This is a genomic window from Paenibacillus sp. FSL P2-0089 (genome assembly GCF_038595095.1).
In the GTDB taxonomy this organism is placed as follows: Bacteria; Bacillota; Bacilli; order Paenibacillales; family Paenibacillaceae; genus Paenibacillus_AQ; species Paenibacillus_AQ silagei.
The window spans coordinates 3,786,749-3,807,553 of sequence record NZ_CP152006.1 but is presented as its reverse complement, the minus strand read 5'-3'; the positions used below and the strand labels follow the sequence as shown (position 1 = coordinate 3,807,553).

The window sequence follows — 20,805 nt, the reverse complement described above, 5'->3', positions numbered from 1 at the left end:
AGCTTCCGCAACTGAAGAATGTGAACGATCCCCAGACCGTGACTCCCTTCTTGCCTTGGTCTGCCGATCTTCCTCCGCACTGCCGCGTCCAGACTTCTTAATTTCATAGGAGTTCCTGCCTGCATCTGATTACAAGGTGTGGGCTATTTGACGCTTACTTCGAAGACGATCTGGACAGCCGCAATCTTATTTTCTTTTTTAATAGAGTAAAGAAAGCTAATATTTTATTTTGTTGAAATTTATCTAAAAATAAAAATAATTAGCAACAATTGACATTTTAAATAGGTATATGTAAAATAAAGGGACTAGCATAGACAGACACTCAATTTCTTTATATTTAATATAAGGAAGGAGGTGATAGTTATGAGAGCAACTGCTTCAGTACAATCGGAATACCTGTTCGCCGACTTGCTTGAACGTATGGATAATATTGACTTTGTCAAGCAATTTGCCAGTAATCCTGATGCAGCGTTGAGAGAAGCCGGCCTGGAAATCAGTCTGGCCGAATTGACCCAGCAGTTAGGACAAGACCAGCAATTATTTTCAGCTGTAGTTGATAAATTGTCCAACAATGTGGAGTTCATTAACAGATCGAATATGGCATTGAGTTCATGTGATACGCCTAAATGATCTAAATACTTAACCAGCAAGCTGAGTATGCGCCCCCAAGCCGTACTCAGCTTTTAATAAATTTGTAGAGGCAGTTAAGGAGACCGGGAACCAATGAATGAGGAAATGCTCAGTATAGCTTCGCAATCTGATCTGGAAGAAATGTCCCTGCTGAATGTTCCGTTTATGAAGGAATTGAATGCGGAAATTGAAGCACAGCGTTCCGGGCTTATACGGTGGGATGTGCTTAAGGACGATGGTGTAATTACAGGTTGCCACCGTACAGTACTGCTGTCAGGTTGGGGGTTTTTGTACGGAGTGTATGTTCGTCCTTCAGACAGTAATATCTGGACCTGCTATAAGCTAGTTCAGCATACTGTGGGAGATCTGTCCGGCCAAATAACGGAAGGCTTCATAACATGGATTGACGATCAGCCTTCCTGGAAATCAGTAATGATGAAAAGATTGGATTTTACAGCTTCTCCGTCCCCGGTATACAGGATTTTCTTCCAAGATAAGGGACTTCAGAATCTGCTGCGGTCCGAATCGAAGGAAGAATCACTGCACTGGCGGATGGCGGTACCCCAGGACTGTCCTTTTATTGAAGACCTGGGGCGATATAATAGCTCTTTTGTCAATTCGATTGTTGCCCATGCTGATTTCCGCGACTTTGATAGCCGCTCCGGCTGGTTAGTTGGAGAGAATGGCAGGGAGGTGGCTGCTGCCATCAGATGGTTCATTTACGGAGACACCTTATTCCTAATGTTCAGTCTCTCAGTAGTCCCCGAACTGGACATTACTCCTGCAGTAATTAAATTGCTGAGTCTGGTCAATTTGGATAATATCAACACTTACAGAGTGAATCTGGAATATCAGCGTAAAATGACACTTCTGCGTTTGTCAGGATATTCACCATATACCAATGAACGTGGTCATGAAACAGGCTATCTCTCCAAAATAATCAAAGGAACTCTTCCATGCGAAAATACAAACTGACCGTAGTCAATCTGAATTCTCTACCCAATCTGGGCTTCAGTCCGGTATTTCCGGTCGGTGGCAACTATGTCCGATCATTGCTCCTGGAGATGAACACTGAAGCAGCTTTTATCGATTTTGTAGAGCGTCCTGATCTGTTTGAAAGTCTGGAATTTTGCAGCTGGGAATTCGACTGTATTGCTTTCTCTATACGCAACCTGGACTCTATGGAATTGGATGGCGAGTATTTGTTCGAGTACTATCTAGAAATTACAAAAGTCATAATTGCCCGGGCCAAGAAACATAATCCAGCAGTAAAGATTCTGCTGGGAGGCAGCGCCATAACCGCCTATCCCGAGGGGTTCACCGAGAAGTTTCCCTTTGATGCTGTAATAGAGAATGATACTGAACAGCAGTTGTTCAGCTTCATTAGCGCACATATTCATGAGCTGCAGGATGAAGGGCAGGCTGTTCAGATGCTGAGTCCCTGTCCTTTCCGCTTTTCCTTCGAAATCGGTTATGACGAGGCGCTTGTCCAGGCTTATTTGAGAATTGGGGCCACACAGATCGGCATCCCAACTCGCTGCGGCGGGCGTTGCCCTATGCAATGTATCTATTGCTCTTATGGTCTGCTTGATCAGAATACTAATTATACAAGATCACTGGAGCATATCCGCAGTGAAATTCTGAGTTTGTACAAGACCGGCGTCAGAGAGCTGTTCTTTACAGATTCTCTGATTAATATTTCACTGGGCCACGCCAGAGACATTTGCAAGCTGCTAATTGAATTGAACCTTCCGGGCCTCAGATGGTCTGCCTATGCAAGACCTACAGGGAATGAAGAATTTATCAGGTTGGCTGCTCGTTCTGGGTGCAGGATGCTCAGTGTATCCTTTGATACCTTCTCCCCTAGCATGCTGATTAGTCTGAAGAAAGGCTTCACGCTGGAGGCTGTTCAGAAATTTCTGGAGCTGTGCAAGAAATATGAATTGCCTGTTGTCGGCCTACTGCTGTTTGGCGGCCCGGAGGAGACCCAGCTGACGATCCGGGAGACCTGCGAGTTCGCCAACCGCTATCTTGAGCCGGGGCAGCTGTTTTTCTCCTTCGGCATACGGATTTCACCTGGAAGCGGGCTGGAGGTCTTGCTGGGACAGTCCAGAACGGAACTGGTCATTCCTCATTTCTTGAGCTTTGACGACCGAATCTTTGACTATGTCCTAACCTATTTGGATGGAAGATTCGTATCTATGAATCTACTGCTTAAAATCAGCAAATGGCGCGCCTCCTATAAAAAAATGCATTACAAGAAAACCAATCATCCCCATCTGTCAGTTGTGCATGCTGAAGTTTCAGCCCCGGTTAAAGAGGAGATTTTATGATTAATTATACGTTCAATGACTATCTGGAGCATTGGGCCTTACATAGAAGTAAGCTGGTTGCCTTAGCCGATGCAGAGGGTGAGCTGACTTTTAGGGAGCTGCTGAACCGGGTACGGAGCTTGCAAGGATATTTCTATGAAGAGATTGGGCTACGTACAGGCGATACGGTCGGTATATCCAGCCCCCGCTGTGTGTCGCTGGTTCTCATCTATTTGGCGGCACTGGGCTTAGGATTGTCTGTGGTCCCTCTGCCCGAGCAGCTTGAAGCCAACCACTATAACAAAATTTCAGCATTAATACCTATGGATGCGCTGGTGTCCCTTGAAGGAAATACAGGACACAGCAGGACAGAGTATTGTCTAAAAAGAACCGGCAAAGCCGAAGGCGATACCAGAGCGGCAGCGGAGTATTTCTTTGTTCCGCATGAGCTGGGTTATCGGCATATCCGCCATAACTATTCTTCTATGGAAGAACAGGCTATCTACTATAATCTTACATCCGGATCAACGGGAGATATCAAGTCGGTCAGAGCCGGAAGCAGGGAAATAATATTGAATGCTTGGCTTGTTGACCGGCGGCTTCCTTTGAAAGCCGGGGACTGCTATTGCTGTTTGTTTGCACCCGATATGCATCCCCATGAATTGTTCACCCGGCCAATTGTCTTCGGAGCGGCGTGTCTGCTGCTGAACAACCACTCTTTAAGAAGCTTTGGCGGCTACATGAGGCGGTATCAGATCACTCATCTGCTTGCCACTCCGCATACCTTGACCAATCTATTGCTGATATGTCCGGAAGAGAAGGACTGGCTCAGTGTGCAATATTTGATCGGAAGCGGGGAGAGCGTTTCCTATGTGCTGAGAGAGAAATTTTACACACAGGTGAGACAGAAGCTGCTCATCGCCTGGGGCTGCACGGAAACTACCGGAATTGTGCTGGTTGTGCCGGAAGAGCTCTTTTTGCAAAAGGGAAGTATTCTGGGAAGTCCTGTGCAGGGCTACGAGATCCGCATTGAAAAAGACACACAGGAATTACTGATTCGTGGAGAATGCGTCATGAAGGAATATTGGAAAAGCACGGAGCCGCCTCCTGTTGACGGGTACGGTTATTATCACACGGGTGATCTGGTGGAACAAGGTCCAGGGGGACTGTTGGCGTTCGCCGGAAGGCGGGATGCTTTCATCAAAGCAGGGGGACGTAAAGTGTCCCTGTATGGGCTGGAGCAGCAGATCAGGCAAATTCAAGGCATACGTGAGATAGCTGTCCTGTACTCCGATATTAGTCATACACTTGGCGTGTTCTACTCGGGAGAGGCCGATGCGCATGCCGCGTACATTGATATTCTGGAGCTAATGAACCATATGCTGTCCCAAGCCCAATTTCGCATCATTGAGCGAAGTGAATTACCGAAGCTGACCAACGGGAAGCTTGACAAACAAAGACTGGTTGCAGAGCTTCACTGAGGAGGGCCTCTATTGACTGTCAAGGAGTATATCTATAGTTTGCTGCACAGCCGATTCTCGATTCAAATCCAGCATATTCATAATGAGATGAGGCTGCGGGAGCTGGGATTAGGGAGTTTTGATGTCTTTATCTTCGTTTCCGAGCTGGAGAAGTGGCTGGATTTCAGCATTCCCGACCAGGATCTGGTAGCCTTTGAACGGCTCGCCGATGTGGTCCGATATATCGAGAAGCGACAAGAGGAAAGGGGGGGATCACTTGAACAAAGAGGATATTCTTCATAAATTGTGCGCCTCGGGAGAGGAGCAGCAGGAGCTTTTCAGAAGGGCCAGGGAGATTAGAGATGAGCACTTTCCGCAAGGGGTTTGTGTACGGGGTGTCATTGAAACGACGAACCTGTGCACCTGCAATTGTGATTATTGCCCCATGCGGCGTGATAATTTGAAAATGAACGAGCTTTATTCATTGAATGAACAGGAGATATTAGGGGCGGTTCAGCAGATTAGAACTTGCGGAATTCATACTGTTTTTCTGCAGGCCGGAGAGACCCCGATGACAACCGGAAGTCTGGGTGAAGCCATAGGGAAGATCAGATCACTATATGATGGAGATGTGGCTATTATCCTCAATCTGGGAGTCAAAACGGTTGAAGAATATGCCTACCTGTATGAGCAGGGAGCAACCGGTTATATTTTAAAATTCGAAACCAGCGATTCCGTCAATCATGAGCGGCTCCGGCATGAGTCCTACGAGCAGCGAATTGAGGCTATCCGCCATTTGCTGAACATTGGCTATAGCGTAGGCACTGGAATGATAATCGGACTGCCCGGCCAAACTCTCGACACCATCGCCGACGACATTCTTCTGGCTCAGTCGCTGAAGGTACAGATGTGCAGCGTATCGCCTTTTCTTCCAGCTCCGAACACACCATTGCAGTCTCATCCTCCCGGCTCCATTCAAATGACACTGAATGCGATGGCAATCATGCGGCTGTTGTCTCCCGACTGGCTCATCCCTTCGGTAAGTGCACTGGAGAAGATCAGCACAGGCGGGCAGGTTGCCGGGCTTCGTGCTGGAGCCAACGTTATTACGGTCAACTACACGCCCAAGAAGGAGTCGGATAAATACCATATTTATGGTGAGAACCGGTTTGTCGTCACACTGGCGCATGCGCTGCAGACAATAGAAGCGGCTGGGTTGAACACTTCTATTGGAGCAGGGAGCGAGGCAACTGGGCAGATCTCATACAGTAAGGAGAAATCTCATGAATCTATATCAGGCTAAGCCTTCTCTGTTGTTGATCGACCAGTCCGAAAGAGCCGCCGGCGCACCGGCAGGCCTGCCGCTGTTACCGGCGTATTATGTGCGGGACCAAGCCAGCAGAAGCACTACAGTGCTGAACGCTGAGACATTCAAGCTGCTGGAAATGTTAATAGAGCCCACTCCTTATTCCGTATTCTCGAGTCATTATGCAGAAGAGGAGCTTAAGGAGATAATGCGTATTCTGCATGAGCATGAGCTTATTCAGGTTGATGCGCCAACGAAGAATTATGCCAGGCTGCTGCGGGCGCCGGAGGACCCGCGGTTAACGGGCATTCCGCTAGTTCCACGGACGATTATGATTAACTGTACACCTAAATGTAATTTGCTCTGCAAGCATTGCATTGTTTCCGACAAGCATCATCAGCAGCGGGAAGTACTCAGATTTGAGGAACTGAGCATTTTTCTGAATGATATTGATGAGCATGGTTTGGATAATCTGGTGCTGTCTGGTGGGGAACCTCTGTTGTGGCAGTCTATCGCCAAGGTGCTGGAAGATTCGCTGAATAGAAGTTATACAGTAATACTGTACACGAATGGTATGCTGATTAATGATAAGTGGCTGGGGATATTCAAGAAGATTGAGAGCCTCAAGCCGGGAGGATTGCAGCTGCATGTTTCGCTGGATGGCGGAACACCAGGCACGCATGATGAAATCAGAGGCGTTAAAGGAAGCTTTCAGCGAATCGTGACTTCCCTGGAGCGGTTGCAGCAAGCAGGAATACCGGTTGCTTCCGTGGAGAGTATGGCTACCCGGGAATTGTACGAAGAACTGGATTCGCTTATCTCCATCTGTGAACGCTACAGCATCAAGAGCTTATATCTGCATCCTGTGTTCAATTTCGACCAGGACTCCAGAATTCAGGAGCTTGAGCTTGATTATGACTTCAGAATCCGTTTCCTCAAGCGCATACAGGATATGTCTCAGAGCGGTTACAGCGTGGATGTCCGTTATAGCGATCCTTATTTTCCAGCGGGTCTGTTCAAGAAGGAGTCCGCCCGGTCCCGGAAGGAAGCGGAGCTCTTCCTGAAGAGCATCCTCAGCGGTGACAAGAATAAGATCAATCAATTCAGCATCAACAGGCAGCAGCCCGAGACCTTGATGAACTGCGATGGGGGAACTAGCCAGATGTTCGTGGATTATACCGGCGCTGTGTATCCGTGCATGATTTATGCCAACTCCGGCAAGGACGACGATTATTGTGGGAATGTCAAAGACCATACGCTGTTGGAAATATGGAATTCCCAAGGTATGAACAGAGCCAGAAAGGTGATTACGAGGGAAGAATTGTCGGTCTGCTCCGGCTGCGAGCATTTCGATCACTGCGGGCCAACTGTTAAAAAATGCAGAATCGGTTCGGAGATTGCCTTGAATGATTTCTATGGTCCTTCATATCTGTGTGTGAAATACGCTGACAAATTGGGGATTTCAACTCAAATGGTAGCAGCCTATGAAGGCTTGCTTGGAAGCTTCTCCAGATGATCCCATAGAAAGGAAGCTTTATGCGCAGACGATTATGGAACAGGTTTTCGTTTTTTTTCATTAAAACTCCGATTGCCGCCATCTTCATCATTATCATCTTGACGTTAGGGTTATTCACCTGGATGAACAACACCACAATTCGCAGCTACCTTACAGTGACAGGTATACCGCTTGAGCAGGCAGATTCTACACTTGTCCGTGTGCAGGGGGATTTCGGAATTGCCGGGTTAGGACTCCATGCTCCCATAACCTGGTATCTAAGTGCCGGTGGAGACAGGTATGAGGGCACAGTTATCCGTGCGGACAATAAGCTGAGCGATAGCATTATTGAAGTCGAAATCAGCCGCAAGCAGTGGCTGCAAGCCAAGGCGCAATCCGGGAGTCGGCTCTACGAACCGTATGTATACATTGATCTCCCCCAAGGCAAGCAGACGGTTTGGGCCAAGATGATCAACAAAGAGGTGAGTCAATGAACGGAGCCTTGCGAGATCAGCTTCTGGCTTTATGGCCTATCATCCGCAAGTACAAATGGAGCTTCCTTAACCTTTTTATATGTGTTGTGTTTACGTCAGTCATTGGAATGGCCTATCCTTATATCTTTGGATTGCTGGTAGATGAGGTGTTCTACCATAGGAATTTCCGTTTTTTAGTCTATATTATGACCGCTTACGGGTTGGTTTTTGTGGGCGAACAGTGCCTGCATATATGCTTCAACAGCGTTTGGGCGTATCTGGCCACCAGGTTTTCATTTGATATCCGGAAGAAGCTGTATGATAAACTGTTTTCACTGCAGTCCGTATTTTTCACCACCAGTAAATCCGGTGACCTGATGGCCGTCATTAACCGGGATACCGATGAAGTGATGTCCTTCATTCACTTGAATGTTTTTTTTCTGACCGCTAATATCATCCGTCTGGCTACAGCTGTGGCATTTGTGCTGTATGCCAATATATATCTGGGTCTGCTGATGCTGCTGGCTATCCCTGCAGCAGTATTCACTGCCATGGCTTTCGGCCAAGCTCTGAAATCGCGTATGGAAGAACAGCGAGAGCAGTATGGTGATTGGATGAGCTGGTGCCTGGAGAGAATTGCCGGAATGCGTGACATCCGCCTTCTTGGAGCTAGCAAGTATAGTACAAGAGTTTTTGTGCAGATGATGATTCAATATATGCGGACCAGGAGCCGTTCCAGCAAGATGGAGTGGATCTCTGAGAGAACGGTGAAGGTCATCAGTCTTGGATCTGACTTGGCCCTATATGCCACGGCAAGTTACCTCATTGTCCATCAGCACATAACTTTAGGTGTTTTTATTGCCACTATTGAGTATTTTTCCAAGGGAGGCGAACTTCTGCAAAAAATTAGCGGCGCCAGCAGAAGCATTCAGAGGAACAAAGTTGCAATCAGCCGGGTCTTCTCGCTGCTTCAGGAAAAAGGGGAGGAGATGAACGTTGGCGCTCCCAGCCTTGCTGTAACTGAAGGGGAAATTGAATTCAGGAGCGTTTCTTTCCGCTATTCGCCGGAAATTCCGGTTCTGCTGGGTATCAGCTTCTTCATAGAAGGGGGGACTACGGTCGCTGTTGTAGGCAGAAGCGGAGGCGGGAAGAGCACGCTGATCTCGCTGCTACTAGGCCTATACAAGGCGGATGAAGGTGACATTCTCATTGATGGTGTCTCTATTGCCGATTGCAATCTTCATTCCTTGCGCAAATCGATAGGTGTGGTCTCCCAGGAAACTTTTCTGTTTGAAGGGAGCCTTCGGGAGAATCTGCTCTGGGGCAGTCCATATCAACCGGATGAGGCACTATGGCTTGCTTGCGAGAAGGCGTTTATCGCAGAATATGTCCGCGGACTTCCGGATGGACTGAGTACCCGCATTGGCGGAGAGCATGGGAGTTCTATGTCAGGGGGGCAAAGGCAACGGATTGCTCTGGCGCGTGTGTTTTTAAGGAAACCCCGGATTTTGGTCTTTGATGAAGCGACATCGGCATTGGATGGTGAGGCGGAGAAGGCCATCCGGTTCAGTTGGCAGGCTCTTGGAGAGCAAGTGACAACAATTATTATTGCCCACCGGCTGTCTACGATTGTCCATGCAGATAAGGTTGCGGTCATCAATCAGGGTCGTATTGCAGCTTACGATCATCATGAGAAGCTATTGGCCGAGAGTGATGCCTACCGTCAGCTTTTTGATGAGCAATATTCAGAAAGCGGTTTGGGGGTGCGGAATGAAGCAATCACTACATAACCTAAGAATGAAGCTGTACTGGGCGAAGATATTCCGGGCGCAATGGTACCGCCAAAGGGATAGTCTAGTCCTCCTCATCTTGTTCAAAGTGCTGTTGCTGGGACTGGGACTCGCCTCCCCGTTGTTATTCAAGCTCTTAATTGACCAGGTGATTGTGAATCGAGAATTGAATGTACTCTGGATGGTGTGCACAGGCTACGTTGTGATCTACATTGCTGAGACTGTCATTTCGGGAGGTCAGATATCCATCGGCAACAAGTTCTCCAACCTGCTGGGCTTTGCGGTCCGCAAGGCGGTGTGGGACAAATATTTAAGAATGCCTCTCAGAACCTATGATCAGATGAACATTGGGGATCTTAAGGCAAGAGTAGACCAGGATGCGGATTCAGTTGACCGATTGTTCAAGGTGCAGCTTCTGGACTATGGCTACAGCTATGCTTTTCTAATTATCGGAGCCGTAATGATGATGATCTTCAGCTGGAAGCTGGCCTTATTTGGCTTATTAATGGTACCGGTCTCTTTCTGGATCACCAGAAGATTGAGCACTGGTGCCCAACGTGTCTCAACGGATTACCGCCGGATCTATGGACAATATGAGGGCTGGCTGCAGCATTCGATTCAGGGCTGGCGGGAAATTAAAACGAGCAGGATGGAAAAACGGGTATCACTGAAGTTTACGGAATATTGGCACGACATCAGCAAGGTTTTTTTTCAAAAGGAAATGTACTGGTTCACAGGCAGAATACTTCAGGAATTCAAGGATCTTTTCATTACCCGGATGAATCTCTACTTCATAGGCGGATTATTTATTCTGCACGGGGAGATGACGATCGGAAGTCTGCTGGTATTTATGAAATATTATGAAATGATGTTCACGCAGTTGGGAGCAATTAATGAGCTCGACATGCAGTTTACAGGCGATCTCCCCGGACTTGAGAAAATCAAAGAGATGATCGGTGATGCAAATGACCAACCAGCGGATGTCAACGTACCGCTTACTGCCATTCTGTCTGGTGATTGTGCGCTGAGCGTTGATGACATTTCCTTTGAATATGGTCTCGGAGGCAAGCCGGTTCTGCAGCAGATATCTTTTGAAATTCAGGCAGGAGAGAGAATTGCGATTGTAGGCAGAAGCGGTTCCGGCAAAAGCACGCTGGTGAAGCTGCTGTTAGGGGCCTATCCGCCACATACCGGAAAGATAAGGCTCGCAGGTCAAGAACTTCATCGCATTGATGAATCTATATTAAGGCGGACGATTGGCGCTGTGATGCAGGACCCGGCGATTTTCAACATGTCGATCATGGACAACGTCAAGCTTGCCAGGCCCAAAGCTGCGGCAGCGGATATTGAGGCAGCTTGCAGATTAGCGCATATGGATGAATTCATTGTCAAGCTGCCGCAACAGTATGATACGGTAATCGGGGAGAAGGGGGTCCAGTTGTCCGGCGGGCAAAAACAGCGGTTGGCTCTGGCCCGGGTACTGCTCTCGAATGCCAGCATTATTATTCTGGACGAAGCTACGTCCATGCTGGACCATGAATTGGAGACAGCCATTCACCAGGCCTTCGAGCAATTGCCGGATGACAGAACGATAATAACGGTTGCCCACCGTCTCTCTTCAGTGCTGCGGGCAGACCGGATTATGCTGGTGGATGAAGGGACTATTGTAGCAGAAGGCAGTCATCATGAATTGTGGCTGGAGAATGCGCTCTACCGGAAATTGTTTGACCACAATCTTAATGGCAGTCTGCCGCAAGCTTGAATAATGAATAGCCTGATGACTTGTTTTCTCTGGTAACAGATCAAACAAGAGAACGCCGAAGAAGCTTCGATACAAAGTTGCCTACTTACCTAAATCAGTTCTAAACAATTCTAGAATTTTTAACGAATAGAGCGTTTAGTAGGGAACTTTGTATCAATCAACAACAATCGATAAACCCGCGGTGCTTCACCGTTTTTCCAAGACGATATATTGATTTTGAAAAAGAAGAAGGATTAGTATTTAATAGTTCTATCCTGCGCTTAAGAACACAAGGTATTCTAGCTAGAAGAAATGTAGCAATCTATTCTGGGGACTCAATAGACTCTGCAGCTAGATACTAAGGGCCTTGCACTAAATAGTAAAATTAACCCAATTGATTAACAGGACTAATTAGAACTATATGGAATGTAAGATGATGGGACTCAGGGATCACAGTTATTAAAAGCATCGTAAAAAATAACTATATTTGACCGGCCGTATTAACTAAATGAAAAGTGTTGTGTCAATAAAAGAAAAATAATTTACAAAATGATCTATGTAAAGATAAAGAGGAATGAATCAGTATTATAAGTATACAAGTACAATAAGCCAGATCAGATGTAAAAACTGTAAAAACGGCTCGAAGAAGCTTAAATTAGGCTGGTCTTATTTATTTACTCGCTACTTCTTCACAAAACCCGTATTTTGTACATATGTATATATGAAGATTAAATACCTTCTGCATTTAACTTATTAATAAATGTGGTTTGCTTTACATCCATCAGCCCCTTACCCCGATCCTGCTCTGGTTTACTGGTTGCCCGGGTGAATATAGCCTGTTTTACGATATCGTGATTGTTCTTATAATTAATATGATTCTTCAACGATTTAACGATCCCTGGGCCAGTATCGCATATAGCAATCTCTACACGCTCAGGGCGTGTCCGTGACTTCTTGTAGTACTGAACGCAGGAGTAGCTATCTGTTGCGGCATGTTCTACAGCATTCTGACCCAACTCCGTAACAATACCGGCTATATCAGTTACTCTGTTTCGATGGAGTCCCTTTGCCCTCATGATCTTTTTGACAGATCTATCAAGATCAACGATATCATCATCAGATTTCGAAAGGCGAAGTTCATCCAGTTCGTCGTCCTTCTTATGCCGATTTCGGTGATAGTAAGCCTCCATATTATTGGTTTCTTCAAAGGAGTCCTTTACGTCTGTTGGGCATAACTTCAGGAAATTCATTCGTTCCAGATACCCCAGGATATCAAAACGATCCGTCATTTCATACGACGGCGCCCCTGTCTTTAAGTAATAATAATTATCCATGTAGTTCAAGGTCGATAAGAGCACCGTAATCCCAGCGGGTGATACCCATTTCAGCTTACCCAGCTCAACATAGAGATTAACTGCAGTATCAAGCTCTTTCTTAATTTCGGCACACCGATTCAACCACTCATGTATGTCGTAAATGGATTCCATTCTCAAAGTAGATTGGAGCAATATCTGATTCCCCTCATCCCTAATTCTGTACTACTATTCCATTTTACTCCACACTTTTGAGTTAGGTCAAAGTGATTATAATTCAGTCCTAATTGAGCAATAAAAATAATAGCATTGCTAGCATATAAGCCATTATCCTGTGGCATAAAGAAAGGTGCTGATATTATCAGCACCTTCGATTTCATTATTTCAATTTCATTATTTCATTTAGTTGTCTCTCCTGGCGAGTATGGAACCTTGACCTTCAAGTTTTCCCCTTGTGCTGTGGAAACTAATTACATATTGAGAACAGCGCGCAATTTGTTAAGGTTTCCCTTCATCTGAACAACAGACTCTGCGCTCTCCTGAACAGCATCTGCCATATCATCAATGACTCTTTCAAGACGATAGGTAAATGACTCATCCGATCCATCAGCAGCTCCGCCGTCTTCATCGAAGTTAATAAAACCGTAATACACTTCAATTTCACCATAAGAAATGCGTTCTTCATTTTTGTAAAGTTCCACCCAAAGAGAGTCTGTATCATCATCCCTCGGATCTAATTGCCCATCTACAGAAAGTCTAATTATATTGTCATCTAAATCCCTAAAACTAACCAGCTCGTCTATCTCGAAGTAATCCTTAGATTTGATACTAGCTAAAAAAGAATTTAGATCTTCCACTAGGAACAAATGGTCTTTCACAAATTCCAAAACTGAATCCCTTACTTCCTCTTCGCTAAAAGTGCGCTTATAAATTATCTGTAAAAAAGGAGATTGTGTGTTATATGCAAGAATACTTTCAATTAAATTCTCGATTGATATTGTACTAAGATCATATTCAAACTGAGAATATTCTTCAATAGCACTTTCAATTTCAGCATCAAGTGAAGAAATTGAAGATTCAATTGTACTGACCAGAGCCTCAACTTCGTCGCTTTCACAGATTCTTTCAATGTAAGCATCATCAGAGGATAATGAAGATAACCCAACTGATTCTCTTTCCATTGCATGCCATTCATGACGTGCTGAATCAATCATTTCTCTTCTTTCTTCTTCAGCCTCTTCCATCAATTGTTGATAGATATTGGCTTCCGTAACTTCATCAGCAAAGTCCTCTAATAAAGTTTTTGTGTAAAGTGATCGATAGTGAAAGATCGGAAGCAAGTCCTTTTGAGATAGTTGTTCTTCGATATGAGGATGAATTATAGTTCTTTCCGTCTGGCTATTTCCTTTTGAAAAGTCTTTGTGGTTTCTTGTTATAAAATATAACTCGTCTTCAGCAGCAATGTCTACAAAATCCCGAATATTAATCAGTGTCTCAATAATCAAAGCATCTGCCCAAGATTCCTTATCTTCAATATGAAATGGGCATAGCTTATATAATTTTCTTTTCTGTACTTTAAGTAATAAGTCACTATTTTCCTCAAGTCTTATTACATTTCTGTACTGCATTAATCCCGTTATTTTTTGAGTCGCATCATTTTTGTATCGCTCTTCATTTCTTCCAAACTCATCAACCATATTTCCAAGCGTTTGTTTTAGTGGTCCAATTTTTTCATTGTAGGTTCTGATTTCTTCAACGTGATTAATCCAATAGACGTTATCTATTGACCTCCTTGCCTCTTGCACTAATCTACCTACATTCTTAACTTCGCTTGCAATATGCCTATTAATTTCTGTTTCAATAATTGCAGGAACTAAAATCTTTACTTGATCATGATCCAGTAAAATCTTTAGTAACTCATAGGAATCTGCGGAGTGTGAAGAGTTTCGAGAAACAATCATATCAATATAGATGTTAGTGTCAAGAAATAAATATTTCATTGTGGTACCTCCTTTTAATAATCCAGCTTGTCGTCATCTTTGTTTCACTTTTTTCGTTGAAAGTGTCTCTAAAGCCTTTAAGATAACTCACAATCACTCTTCAAAGAAAATGTGGGTATTGAGAACTAATTCGACACATGCCATAAATATCCTTCTCACCCAATTACAATCACAAGCAGAACTAAATTTTTAATATTGGGCTTTAGCCTATACCTTAGAAAGGTCATGTATCCAAGACAAAGAAATAGCTGCCGATTTTCGCGGCAGCTTGAATTACTCGTAGGAAGATTAACCATAGTCAACTCATGCCAAACCTGAAAGATCTAATTACTAAAAAATTCTCATAGTCTGGATTTTGCTCTCCATCTCCGCGTCCTAGCTAAGTTATTTGAATAAGGTTTACCGCTCCTATCGGATGTTCCCACACTTCTCCGGTCACTTCATTTAAGTGTCCGCAATGGGGGCAAGAAACATCTTCGGTGAAGCTGTATTGTGTTTCTTCACCCATGCCTCTTTCATCGCTGCTCTCCCACTCAATATCTTGAATAGTGAAAATATGTTACTTTCGAGAAAGAAGAATTGGATAAGATACAAGAAGAGTCCAGCAAGAGGATCAACATTATTGACTTTATTAAAGAAGATCAAATTGACCTGATGTTTACGCAGAAGGCTTATTTCCTCGGTCCGGATACACATGGGAGTAATGCCTATTATCTGTTCCTAAAAGCTCTGGAAACATCCAAACGATTGGCAATAGGCAAACTTACTCTTCGATCTAACACTAAGCTATGCGTAATGAAGCCTCTTAATGGGAATTGCATTCAACTGGCCACCATGCATTACGCAAATGAGATTCGTTCAATAACTAATGTCCCCAATTTACTAAACAGTAATATTGTTGAGGAGAGCCAATTGAAGTTGGCTTTGCAGATTGTGAAAGGGATGTCAGGAAAGTCTGATGTGGCCTCTCTCTCCAGTCCTGAGCAAGAAAGACTTTTAGCAGCTATTCAGTCTAAGATTGCTGGTCAGCAAATCATCTCTAAACCAGCACAAGAAGCTGAGGTTGTAATCGACTTGTTGGAGGCACTTCAGAAGAGTGTTAAAATGAGTAAAAGTAAATCGAAACCAAGAGAAACTACTCAGAAGAGTGAGGAAAAGTTGGGATAAAATAAAAAGAGCACCTTAGTTGAGGCGCTCTTTTTTATTTATTAATCATACGAGTCATCTGATATCCATGAAGGCTTATTTATTTCTGAATTAGACACGACATAATTACGAGCGTAAGCCCAGTGTCGTTGATTAAACATTTCCACCTGTTTTCGGGTGATATCAATATAGGGTGGAAGTTCCCTCCAGGTTAAGAGCAGCAAATGTCTTGGAGTAATAGGTAGAGAGATTTCGACCGTATCGAATCCCATGCCGCCTCTGTACATCCAGTGTCGCTTGTTTGATTCGGGATCAAATAAAACGTAAGGATTATCCGACGTCAAAAACCGGGCTTTACTTATAGAATAGAGAATAGATATGTTCATTTGCAGCAGAATTGATGTTTGTACCGAAAGCATAGTCGGCAGCATCTCTTGAAGGGGGGTTTCCGCAAGCCGTTTCACTTCCTTCATGGAGAAGGCGGAAATATCGTCACTGACATGCTCGGTACGACTCATACTCCCTCTTGGTTTGTGAGTAGTTTCTTCATATTGGCTTTGCATGCTCTCCATCATGCCTAATACTTCTCCCCAATGATCCTGCATATGATCTCGTTGAAAAGGAGTTCTCGCCCGCATCGCAGCGATAAATACACAGAGCACTTCATGATCATCCTTAATGAGGGATTCATTCCTTACGATTTTTGAAACAATCTTACTATATGAGGTTTCGAGTTTGGATAGTCCGTTTTCAATGTAAAGATTTCGTATTCCATTTTGCATCTCAACGGTATATAACTCATTTTCTGCAAAAATGTTAGCAGGCGCCTTACGTTTTTGAGTTGCCCAATCTTTGGAATAAAGCCATACATAAGGTGTATATCCTTTAGGGATACTCATATCGCACCATTGCCGAAGATAACACTGAGGTACCCAATGCTGAACCTTATTCTCAGATGAATTAGCCATACCTAACCTCCTTGCCTAGAAGATCCTACACACGCTGCTATACGGAAAAAAATGATGAAATTCAATTCCTCTTCTTGTATAAAGCAAGGAAGCCTTTGATAGGTTTTTCGAAGCACACAAATCAGTAAAGCTATTTTAGGACGCCCATGTCCTCAGAAATTACACCCATAATCTATTTCCCACCGTAAGTCTTAAGTTACATTTTACATGGGGCTCAAGTTCAAAAGTACGCTTCATCTATCTATTAAGATGAAAAAACTTCTATTCGAAGCCATTATAATGATCCATCGACATTTTTAACTCAGAATCCCGCGTTGAGTGAATTTCTTCTTGGAATTCATTTGCTGCTTTAAAGGCCCATTCTTGTATAGTCTTATTTTGATGTACCATTAGTTCGCTAAACAACACTAATCGTTTTTGCATTAGTACTGAGCGAGATCCACTCCATGCCAATGGACGAATTGTATGTTTAAATTCATCTAGAATCGCTATAGGATCTAAAGCTTTGTTAATGATCTCTAATGCTAAAGGTGTCCATCCCACTGAATCATCATTAGTATTTCTAAAGGGAATAATGGATGCTGCTAATATTAGATAACTTGTATCTGGAGAGTCTGCACACCATTTAAGAATTAATTCATCGTCAACGAATGAAATTGGAAAGTAACTAATATGATTCCAATATAGGTACCTATTCCTAATTTTTCTTACATTATCAATAGGAATTGAAAGAAACATACTTACAATTAATTTTGGCTGAGTTTTAGCTAATTCCTTTAATATGTTTTTATATTCTTTTACGTGAATATCATGTTTTACTAAGGACTCAATAAATCTCTTAATAATAATTCTAGAAATCTCTACGGCATCCTCGCCAATGAGGCATCGCTTCATAATTTTTGATAGCTTATAATCTTTTTGAATGAAATTGACATTTCGAGAAGGATGAATCATTAATAATAACTCTCTGCCAAAAGCTATTATAGCTTCACTTATCAAATAATCTTCTGTTTTTTTTTGAATTCTCATACAGAACATATCCAGGACTATATCAAATCCATCGGCTTTTAATAAAATGTCTCTCATTATTTCACAATAGTCATTATCGCTTATATTTTCATGATATCTTCCATACGCTATATATACATACTGCTGAATTGGAACAGCCCCATATTGGATTGATTGTCTGATTCTATTCATTCCTTGATCATCTAATTGGGCATTTATTTGCAAATGCATAAAAATAGGAGCTAATACTTTATCGGTAACAGCCTGGTTCAAGATACGCATTGCCAAATTATTATTCCGAGTTGTTAGTACATTAAAAAAACCACATAATGCTTGTGTATTATTTGTGTCTATACACAAATTAGACGAAAGAGCGTAATAAAACTCCAACCACATCTGCTCTAAATTAGTACAACCTATTGCAAGACCTTTACCGAGTTCAAATAACCTATCAGAATTTTGGTTTAACATTTCAGGTAATAGCTCTGTAAATAACTTGTAATCACATGCTAACTCTTGACCTAACAATCTTATTGTATTATTTAATTGCTCAAGAACTTGTTCATCTTCCTGTATAGTTGTATCAAGTAAATTTAGATCTGAGTTCTTTATAGAAAAAGAAAACAATCTGACTCTGTCTGATAATTTTTTTGGTTCGAGCATGTTTTCTAGTGAAATTAATCGATGTAATATTTCTACAGGGAATTCATCCTTGTTAAAACTCAAAGTCGTTTTTATTGCAACGAGGCCTTCCAGCCATGTTTTTTCGACGGAAATTTTTAGGGCAGCATGCTCTAATTCATCATACAAACCAGTTTTTATCCAAAGTCCTCCGAACTTCTCTGCAAGCAATACTCTTGCTCTATAAGCTAAGGGCTGATTAGATAATGAAATGGTTACTGTGTAACCTAAAAAAATCTTGTACCAATTTTGAAAATCATCTTTAGTCTGTGGAGCAAAGCCATAATCCCTAGAGTGTGCACCAAAATCGAATTCATGATAAGAACTAAAATGCATAACCTCTAATGCAGCATCTAACAATGATAATCCTAGAAGAAACTGTTCTTCACTAGTGGATTCTACTAATTCGGTAATAACATTTAATCTTTGTTCAGGAGTAGCATGAGTTCCAGATAAATGAATATAAAATAGAGATTTAAATAATTCATGTGTAGGGTTCTTATCTTCAGCATTATTTGATAAAGCAAAGTGAATTAATAACCGACAACATCGGTTGAAGAATCGCTTATCATATGCTATTGAGCGTAATATCTTGGTTATTTCATCATAATGAGGATTATCTAGAGTAAGAAATGCTTCATTTTCTATATCATTTGCTGCGGTTCTTTCAATAGACTCAAGAACCAACTGCGGATTCACAGGTGCAACATTTTCTAAGAGTTGAATTCCTAATTTATTTAAATTACCTATTTGAGATAATAATCCATCATCTGAAAGCCATTTTTTTGTTATCATATTTGCTTCACTGCTATTAGGGAGATAACTCAGTCGTCGAGAAAAAGATTTTAGAAATCTCTCAGACGCACCATATTCAAAGGTATTACAAATTAAATCCAGAGGTATATTTTCTAAGGCTGTTTGTGCTAACCTATTTGCAATTGCCTGTGGCAAAATTGCTCTCCATACTCCTCTTTTTTGAATTAGTTCGCGGCGTTGAAGTTCTCTGATATTCAAATAGAGATCATTTACGCTCATTCCAATTAGTGATCCAAGTAATTTAAGCTCATCGTTATTTTCTTCAGTAGTTTCAATACTAAATGAATAGACTATCGAGCAGATTTCAGCTGCCTTCATAAGACTACTGTCGGCTTTTTTTCTTTGCTCAAATAGACGATTGAAAAGCTCATCATCTCGAACTCTTGCCAAGTTTTCACCTGATTCAATTGTATTACTTAGTGCAATTGCTACTCGTGCATTTCCATCAGAAAGCTTGGCAATGGTACGTGCGTTCACTTCACTAAGTAATGGAAATCGCTTAGAAATTATCTTTTGTATTAATTCATTGGAATTGGGTTCTAAGCGAAAAATATGAGTTAATTCAGGTTGATCATCACGCACATCATACTCTACAGTAATCAGACTTACGGAGCTGTTTGGAGCTGTACATATTGAAGTTAAACGACTGTGTAAAGCAGAAGAGCAGTTGTCAATGACAAGAATAGCTGGCGTATTGAGTGAACATAAACTTTCTGCAAAATGAACTGGTTCTGGAACGGGGTTATCACTAACATCTGAGTAATAAACTATGGACTTACTTAATGCATTAGTTCCGATTCGCTCATCAAACAACGCCTGAAGTAACCGTGTTTTGCCAACACCGGAAAGTCCAATTAAGCGAACTGAAGATCCATATCTTTGAAGCTTTGTACGAAGTTCATATATGCCCTCGATGATAGAAATTCCATTGGAACGATCAAGATGATTACTTGTGTCAGAATATAAGCGTATATGTTCATCTTGAATATACTCCTCGAATACTCCACCAGGAGTATTTGTCCAGTTTCCATATCCTTTCCAGCCAAGACGTAATTGTCCTATTTTTTCTTTAACCCATAAAATTAGAGAAGGATGAGAACGAACCCATCCTGCAACACGATCCCGGTCATAAAAATCAATTTTCATATTATCAACATCTGCTATAGCCTCTTGCATAGCAGACCTTCTGTCTGCCAGTGCCGAATCAGAACAAGAGCCTTGACTGCTCACAATGATATAAGCTCCTCCACTATTAACAAGTTCACCGATGGCGGGCCTTAAAACCCCTTTTGGACGCATCTCATCAATGATAGCTGAACGAGGCATATCAGGTTTTTTTACTTGAAACCCTGTATTTGCTCGAGGAATGTATCCTTCATCAGGTAACTGACTTGATAGTGTAACGCGAACATCTATACCACCATCAGGAGCATTTTGGTTTCCACCCCATGTCACACCTGACGTAGATAATCCGAGAGCATGAAGATCAGCTTCACAAAGAAGACCAATAAGGCTTCTTAAGTCAGTATCATTCAATAATTGAATATCACTGCCAGTAATATCGATCATGGAATAGCCTTCTTTCCTGGAAAATACTAAAATTTCACAAATGAGTTATTGTGGGCAAATGCCACCGAGGCGACCACAGGACAAATTTGAATATTGT

At 42.7% G+C, this 20,805-nt stretch carries 14 protein-coding genes and 1 pseudogene; 11 read left to right on the top strand and 4 right to left on the bottom strand.

Annotated features, from left to right (window positions below):
• The first annotated feature begins 363 nt into the window (after positions 1-363).
• The 10 genes from NST69_RS15645 (at position 364) to NST69_RS15600 (ending at position 11,228) form a co-directional block, all read left to right on the top strand.
• Positions 364-630, top strand: a complete 267-nt coding sequence (locus NST69_RS15645; protein WP_342550004.1) for a hypothetical protein — start codon at positions 364-366, stop codon at positions 628-630.
• A 93-nt stretch (positions 631-723) separates the two neighbouring features.
• Complete coding sequence (locus NST69_RS15640; protein WP_340952605.1) at positions 724-1,605, top strand: hypothetical protein; 882 nt, start codon at positions 724-726, stop codon at positions 1,603-1,605.
• Entirely contained in the window at positions 1,587-2,963 is a 1,377-nt protein-coding gene (locus NST69_RS15635; RefSeq protein WP_342550003.1) for a radical SAM protein, read from the top strand. The genes NST69_RS15640 and NST69_RS15635 overlap by 19 nt, the downstream gene beginning before the upstream one ends.
• Positions 2,960-4,423 carry a class I adenylate-forming enzyme family protein gene (locus NST69_RS15630; RefSeq protein WP_342550002.1) on the top strand — a complete coding sequence of 488 codons (1,464 nt, stop codon included), beginning with the start codon at positions 2,960-2,962 and terminating at the stop codon, positions 4,421-4,423. Before NST69_RS15635 ends, NST69_RS15630 begins: the two co-directional genes overlap by 4 nt.
• 12 nt (positions 4,424-4,435) lie before the next feature.
• The gene (locus NST69_RS15625) at positions 4,436-4,705 is read left to right on the top strand and encodes an acyl carrier protein (RefSeq protein WP_340952612.1); all 270 of its coding nucleotides are present in this window, start codon (positions 4,436-4,438) and stop codon (positions 4,703-4,705) included.
• Positions 4,632-5,705, top strand: coding sequence for a radical SAM protein (locus NST69_RS15620; protein ID WP_340958045.1), 1,074 nt, complete (start codon positions 4,632-4,634; stop codon positions 5,703-5,705). The genes NST69_RS15625 and NST69_RS15620 overlap by 74 nt, the downstream gene beginning before the upstream one ends.
• A complete protein-coding gene (locus tag NST69_RS15615; protein WP_340952615.1) occupies positions 5,686-7,224 on the top strand; it encodes a radical SAM protein in 1,539 nt (512 codons plus the stop codon). Before NST69_RS15620 ends, NST69_RS15615 begins: the two co-directional genes overlap by 20 nt.
• Before the next feature lie 20 nt (positions 7,225-7,244).
• Positions 7,245-7,697 carry a hypothetical protein gene (locus NST69_RS15610; protein ID WP_340952619.1) on the top strand — a complete coding sequence of 151 codons (453 nt, stop codon included), beginning with the start codon at positions 7,245-7,247 and terminating at the stop codon, positions 7,695-7,697.
• Positions 7,694-9,466: an ABC transporter ATP-binding protein gene (locus tag NST69_RS15605; RefSeq protein ID WP_340952620.1), complete on the top strand. Its 1,773-nt coding sequence runs from the start codon at positions 7,694-7,696 to the stop codon at positions 9,464-9,466. The genes NST69_RS15610 and NST69_RS15605 overlap by 4 nt, the downstream gene beginning before the upstream one ends.
• Entirely contained in the window at positions 9,447-11,228 is a 1,782-nt protein-coding gene (locus NST69_RS15600; protein WP_340952623.1) for an ABC transporter ATP-binding protein, read from the top strand. The genes NST69_RS15605 and NST69_RS15600 overlap by 20 nt, the downstream gene beginning before the upstream one ends.
• A gap of 707 nt (positions 11,229-11,935) precedes the next feature.
• Here the strand turns inward: NST69_RS15600 and NST69_RS15595 are convergent.
• Both NST69_RS15595 and NST69_RS15590 read right to left on the bottom strand, forming a co-directional pair.
• Positions 11,936-12,715: an ATP-binding protein gene (locus NST69_RS15595; RefSeq protein ID WP_342550001.1), complete on the bottom strand. Its 780-nt coding sequence runs from the start codon at positions 12,713-12,715 to the stop codon at positions 11,936-11,938.
• Positions 12,716-12,990: 275 nt separating this feature from the next.
• Positions 12,991-14,520 carry a PIN domain-containing protein gene (locus NST69_RS15590; RefSeq protein ID WP_342550000.1) on the bottom strand — a complete coding sequence of 510 codons (1,530 nt, stop codon included), beginning with the start codon at positions 14,518-14,520 and terminating at the stop codon, positions 12,991-12,993.
• Positions 14,521-15,087: 567 nt separating this feature from the next.
• On the opposite strand from NST69_RS15590, the pseudogene NST69_RS15585 reads away from it, so the two are divergent.
• A pseudogene (locus NST69_RS15585) lies at positions 15,088-15,687 on the top strand (Ku protein); the annotation flags it as partial.
• A gap of 41 nt (positions 15,688-15,728) precedes the next feature.
• On the opposite strand, the gene NST69_RS15580 reads toward NST69_RS15585, so the two are convergent.
• Together NST69_RS15580 and NST69_RS15575 are read right to left on the bottom strand one after the other, a co-directional pair.
• Entirely contained in the window at positions 15,729-16,634 is a 906-nt protein-coding gene (locus NST69_RS15580) for a DUF4238 domain-containing protein (protein WP_342549999.1), read from the bottom strand.
• A gap of 261 nt (positions 16,635-16,895) precedes the next feature.
• Positions 16,896-20,708 carry a hypothetical protein gene (locus NST69_RS15575; protein WP_342549998.1) on the bottom strand — a complete coding sequence of 1,271 codons (3,813 nt, stop codon included), beginning with the start codon at positions 20,706-20,708 and terminating at the stop codon, positions 16,896-16,898.
• Positions 20,709-20,805: the final 97 nt, after the last annotated feature.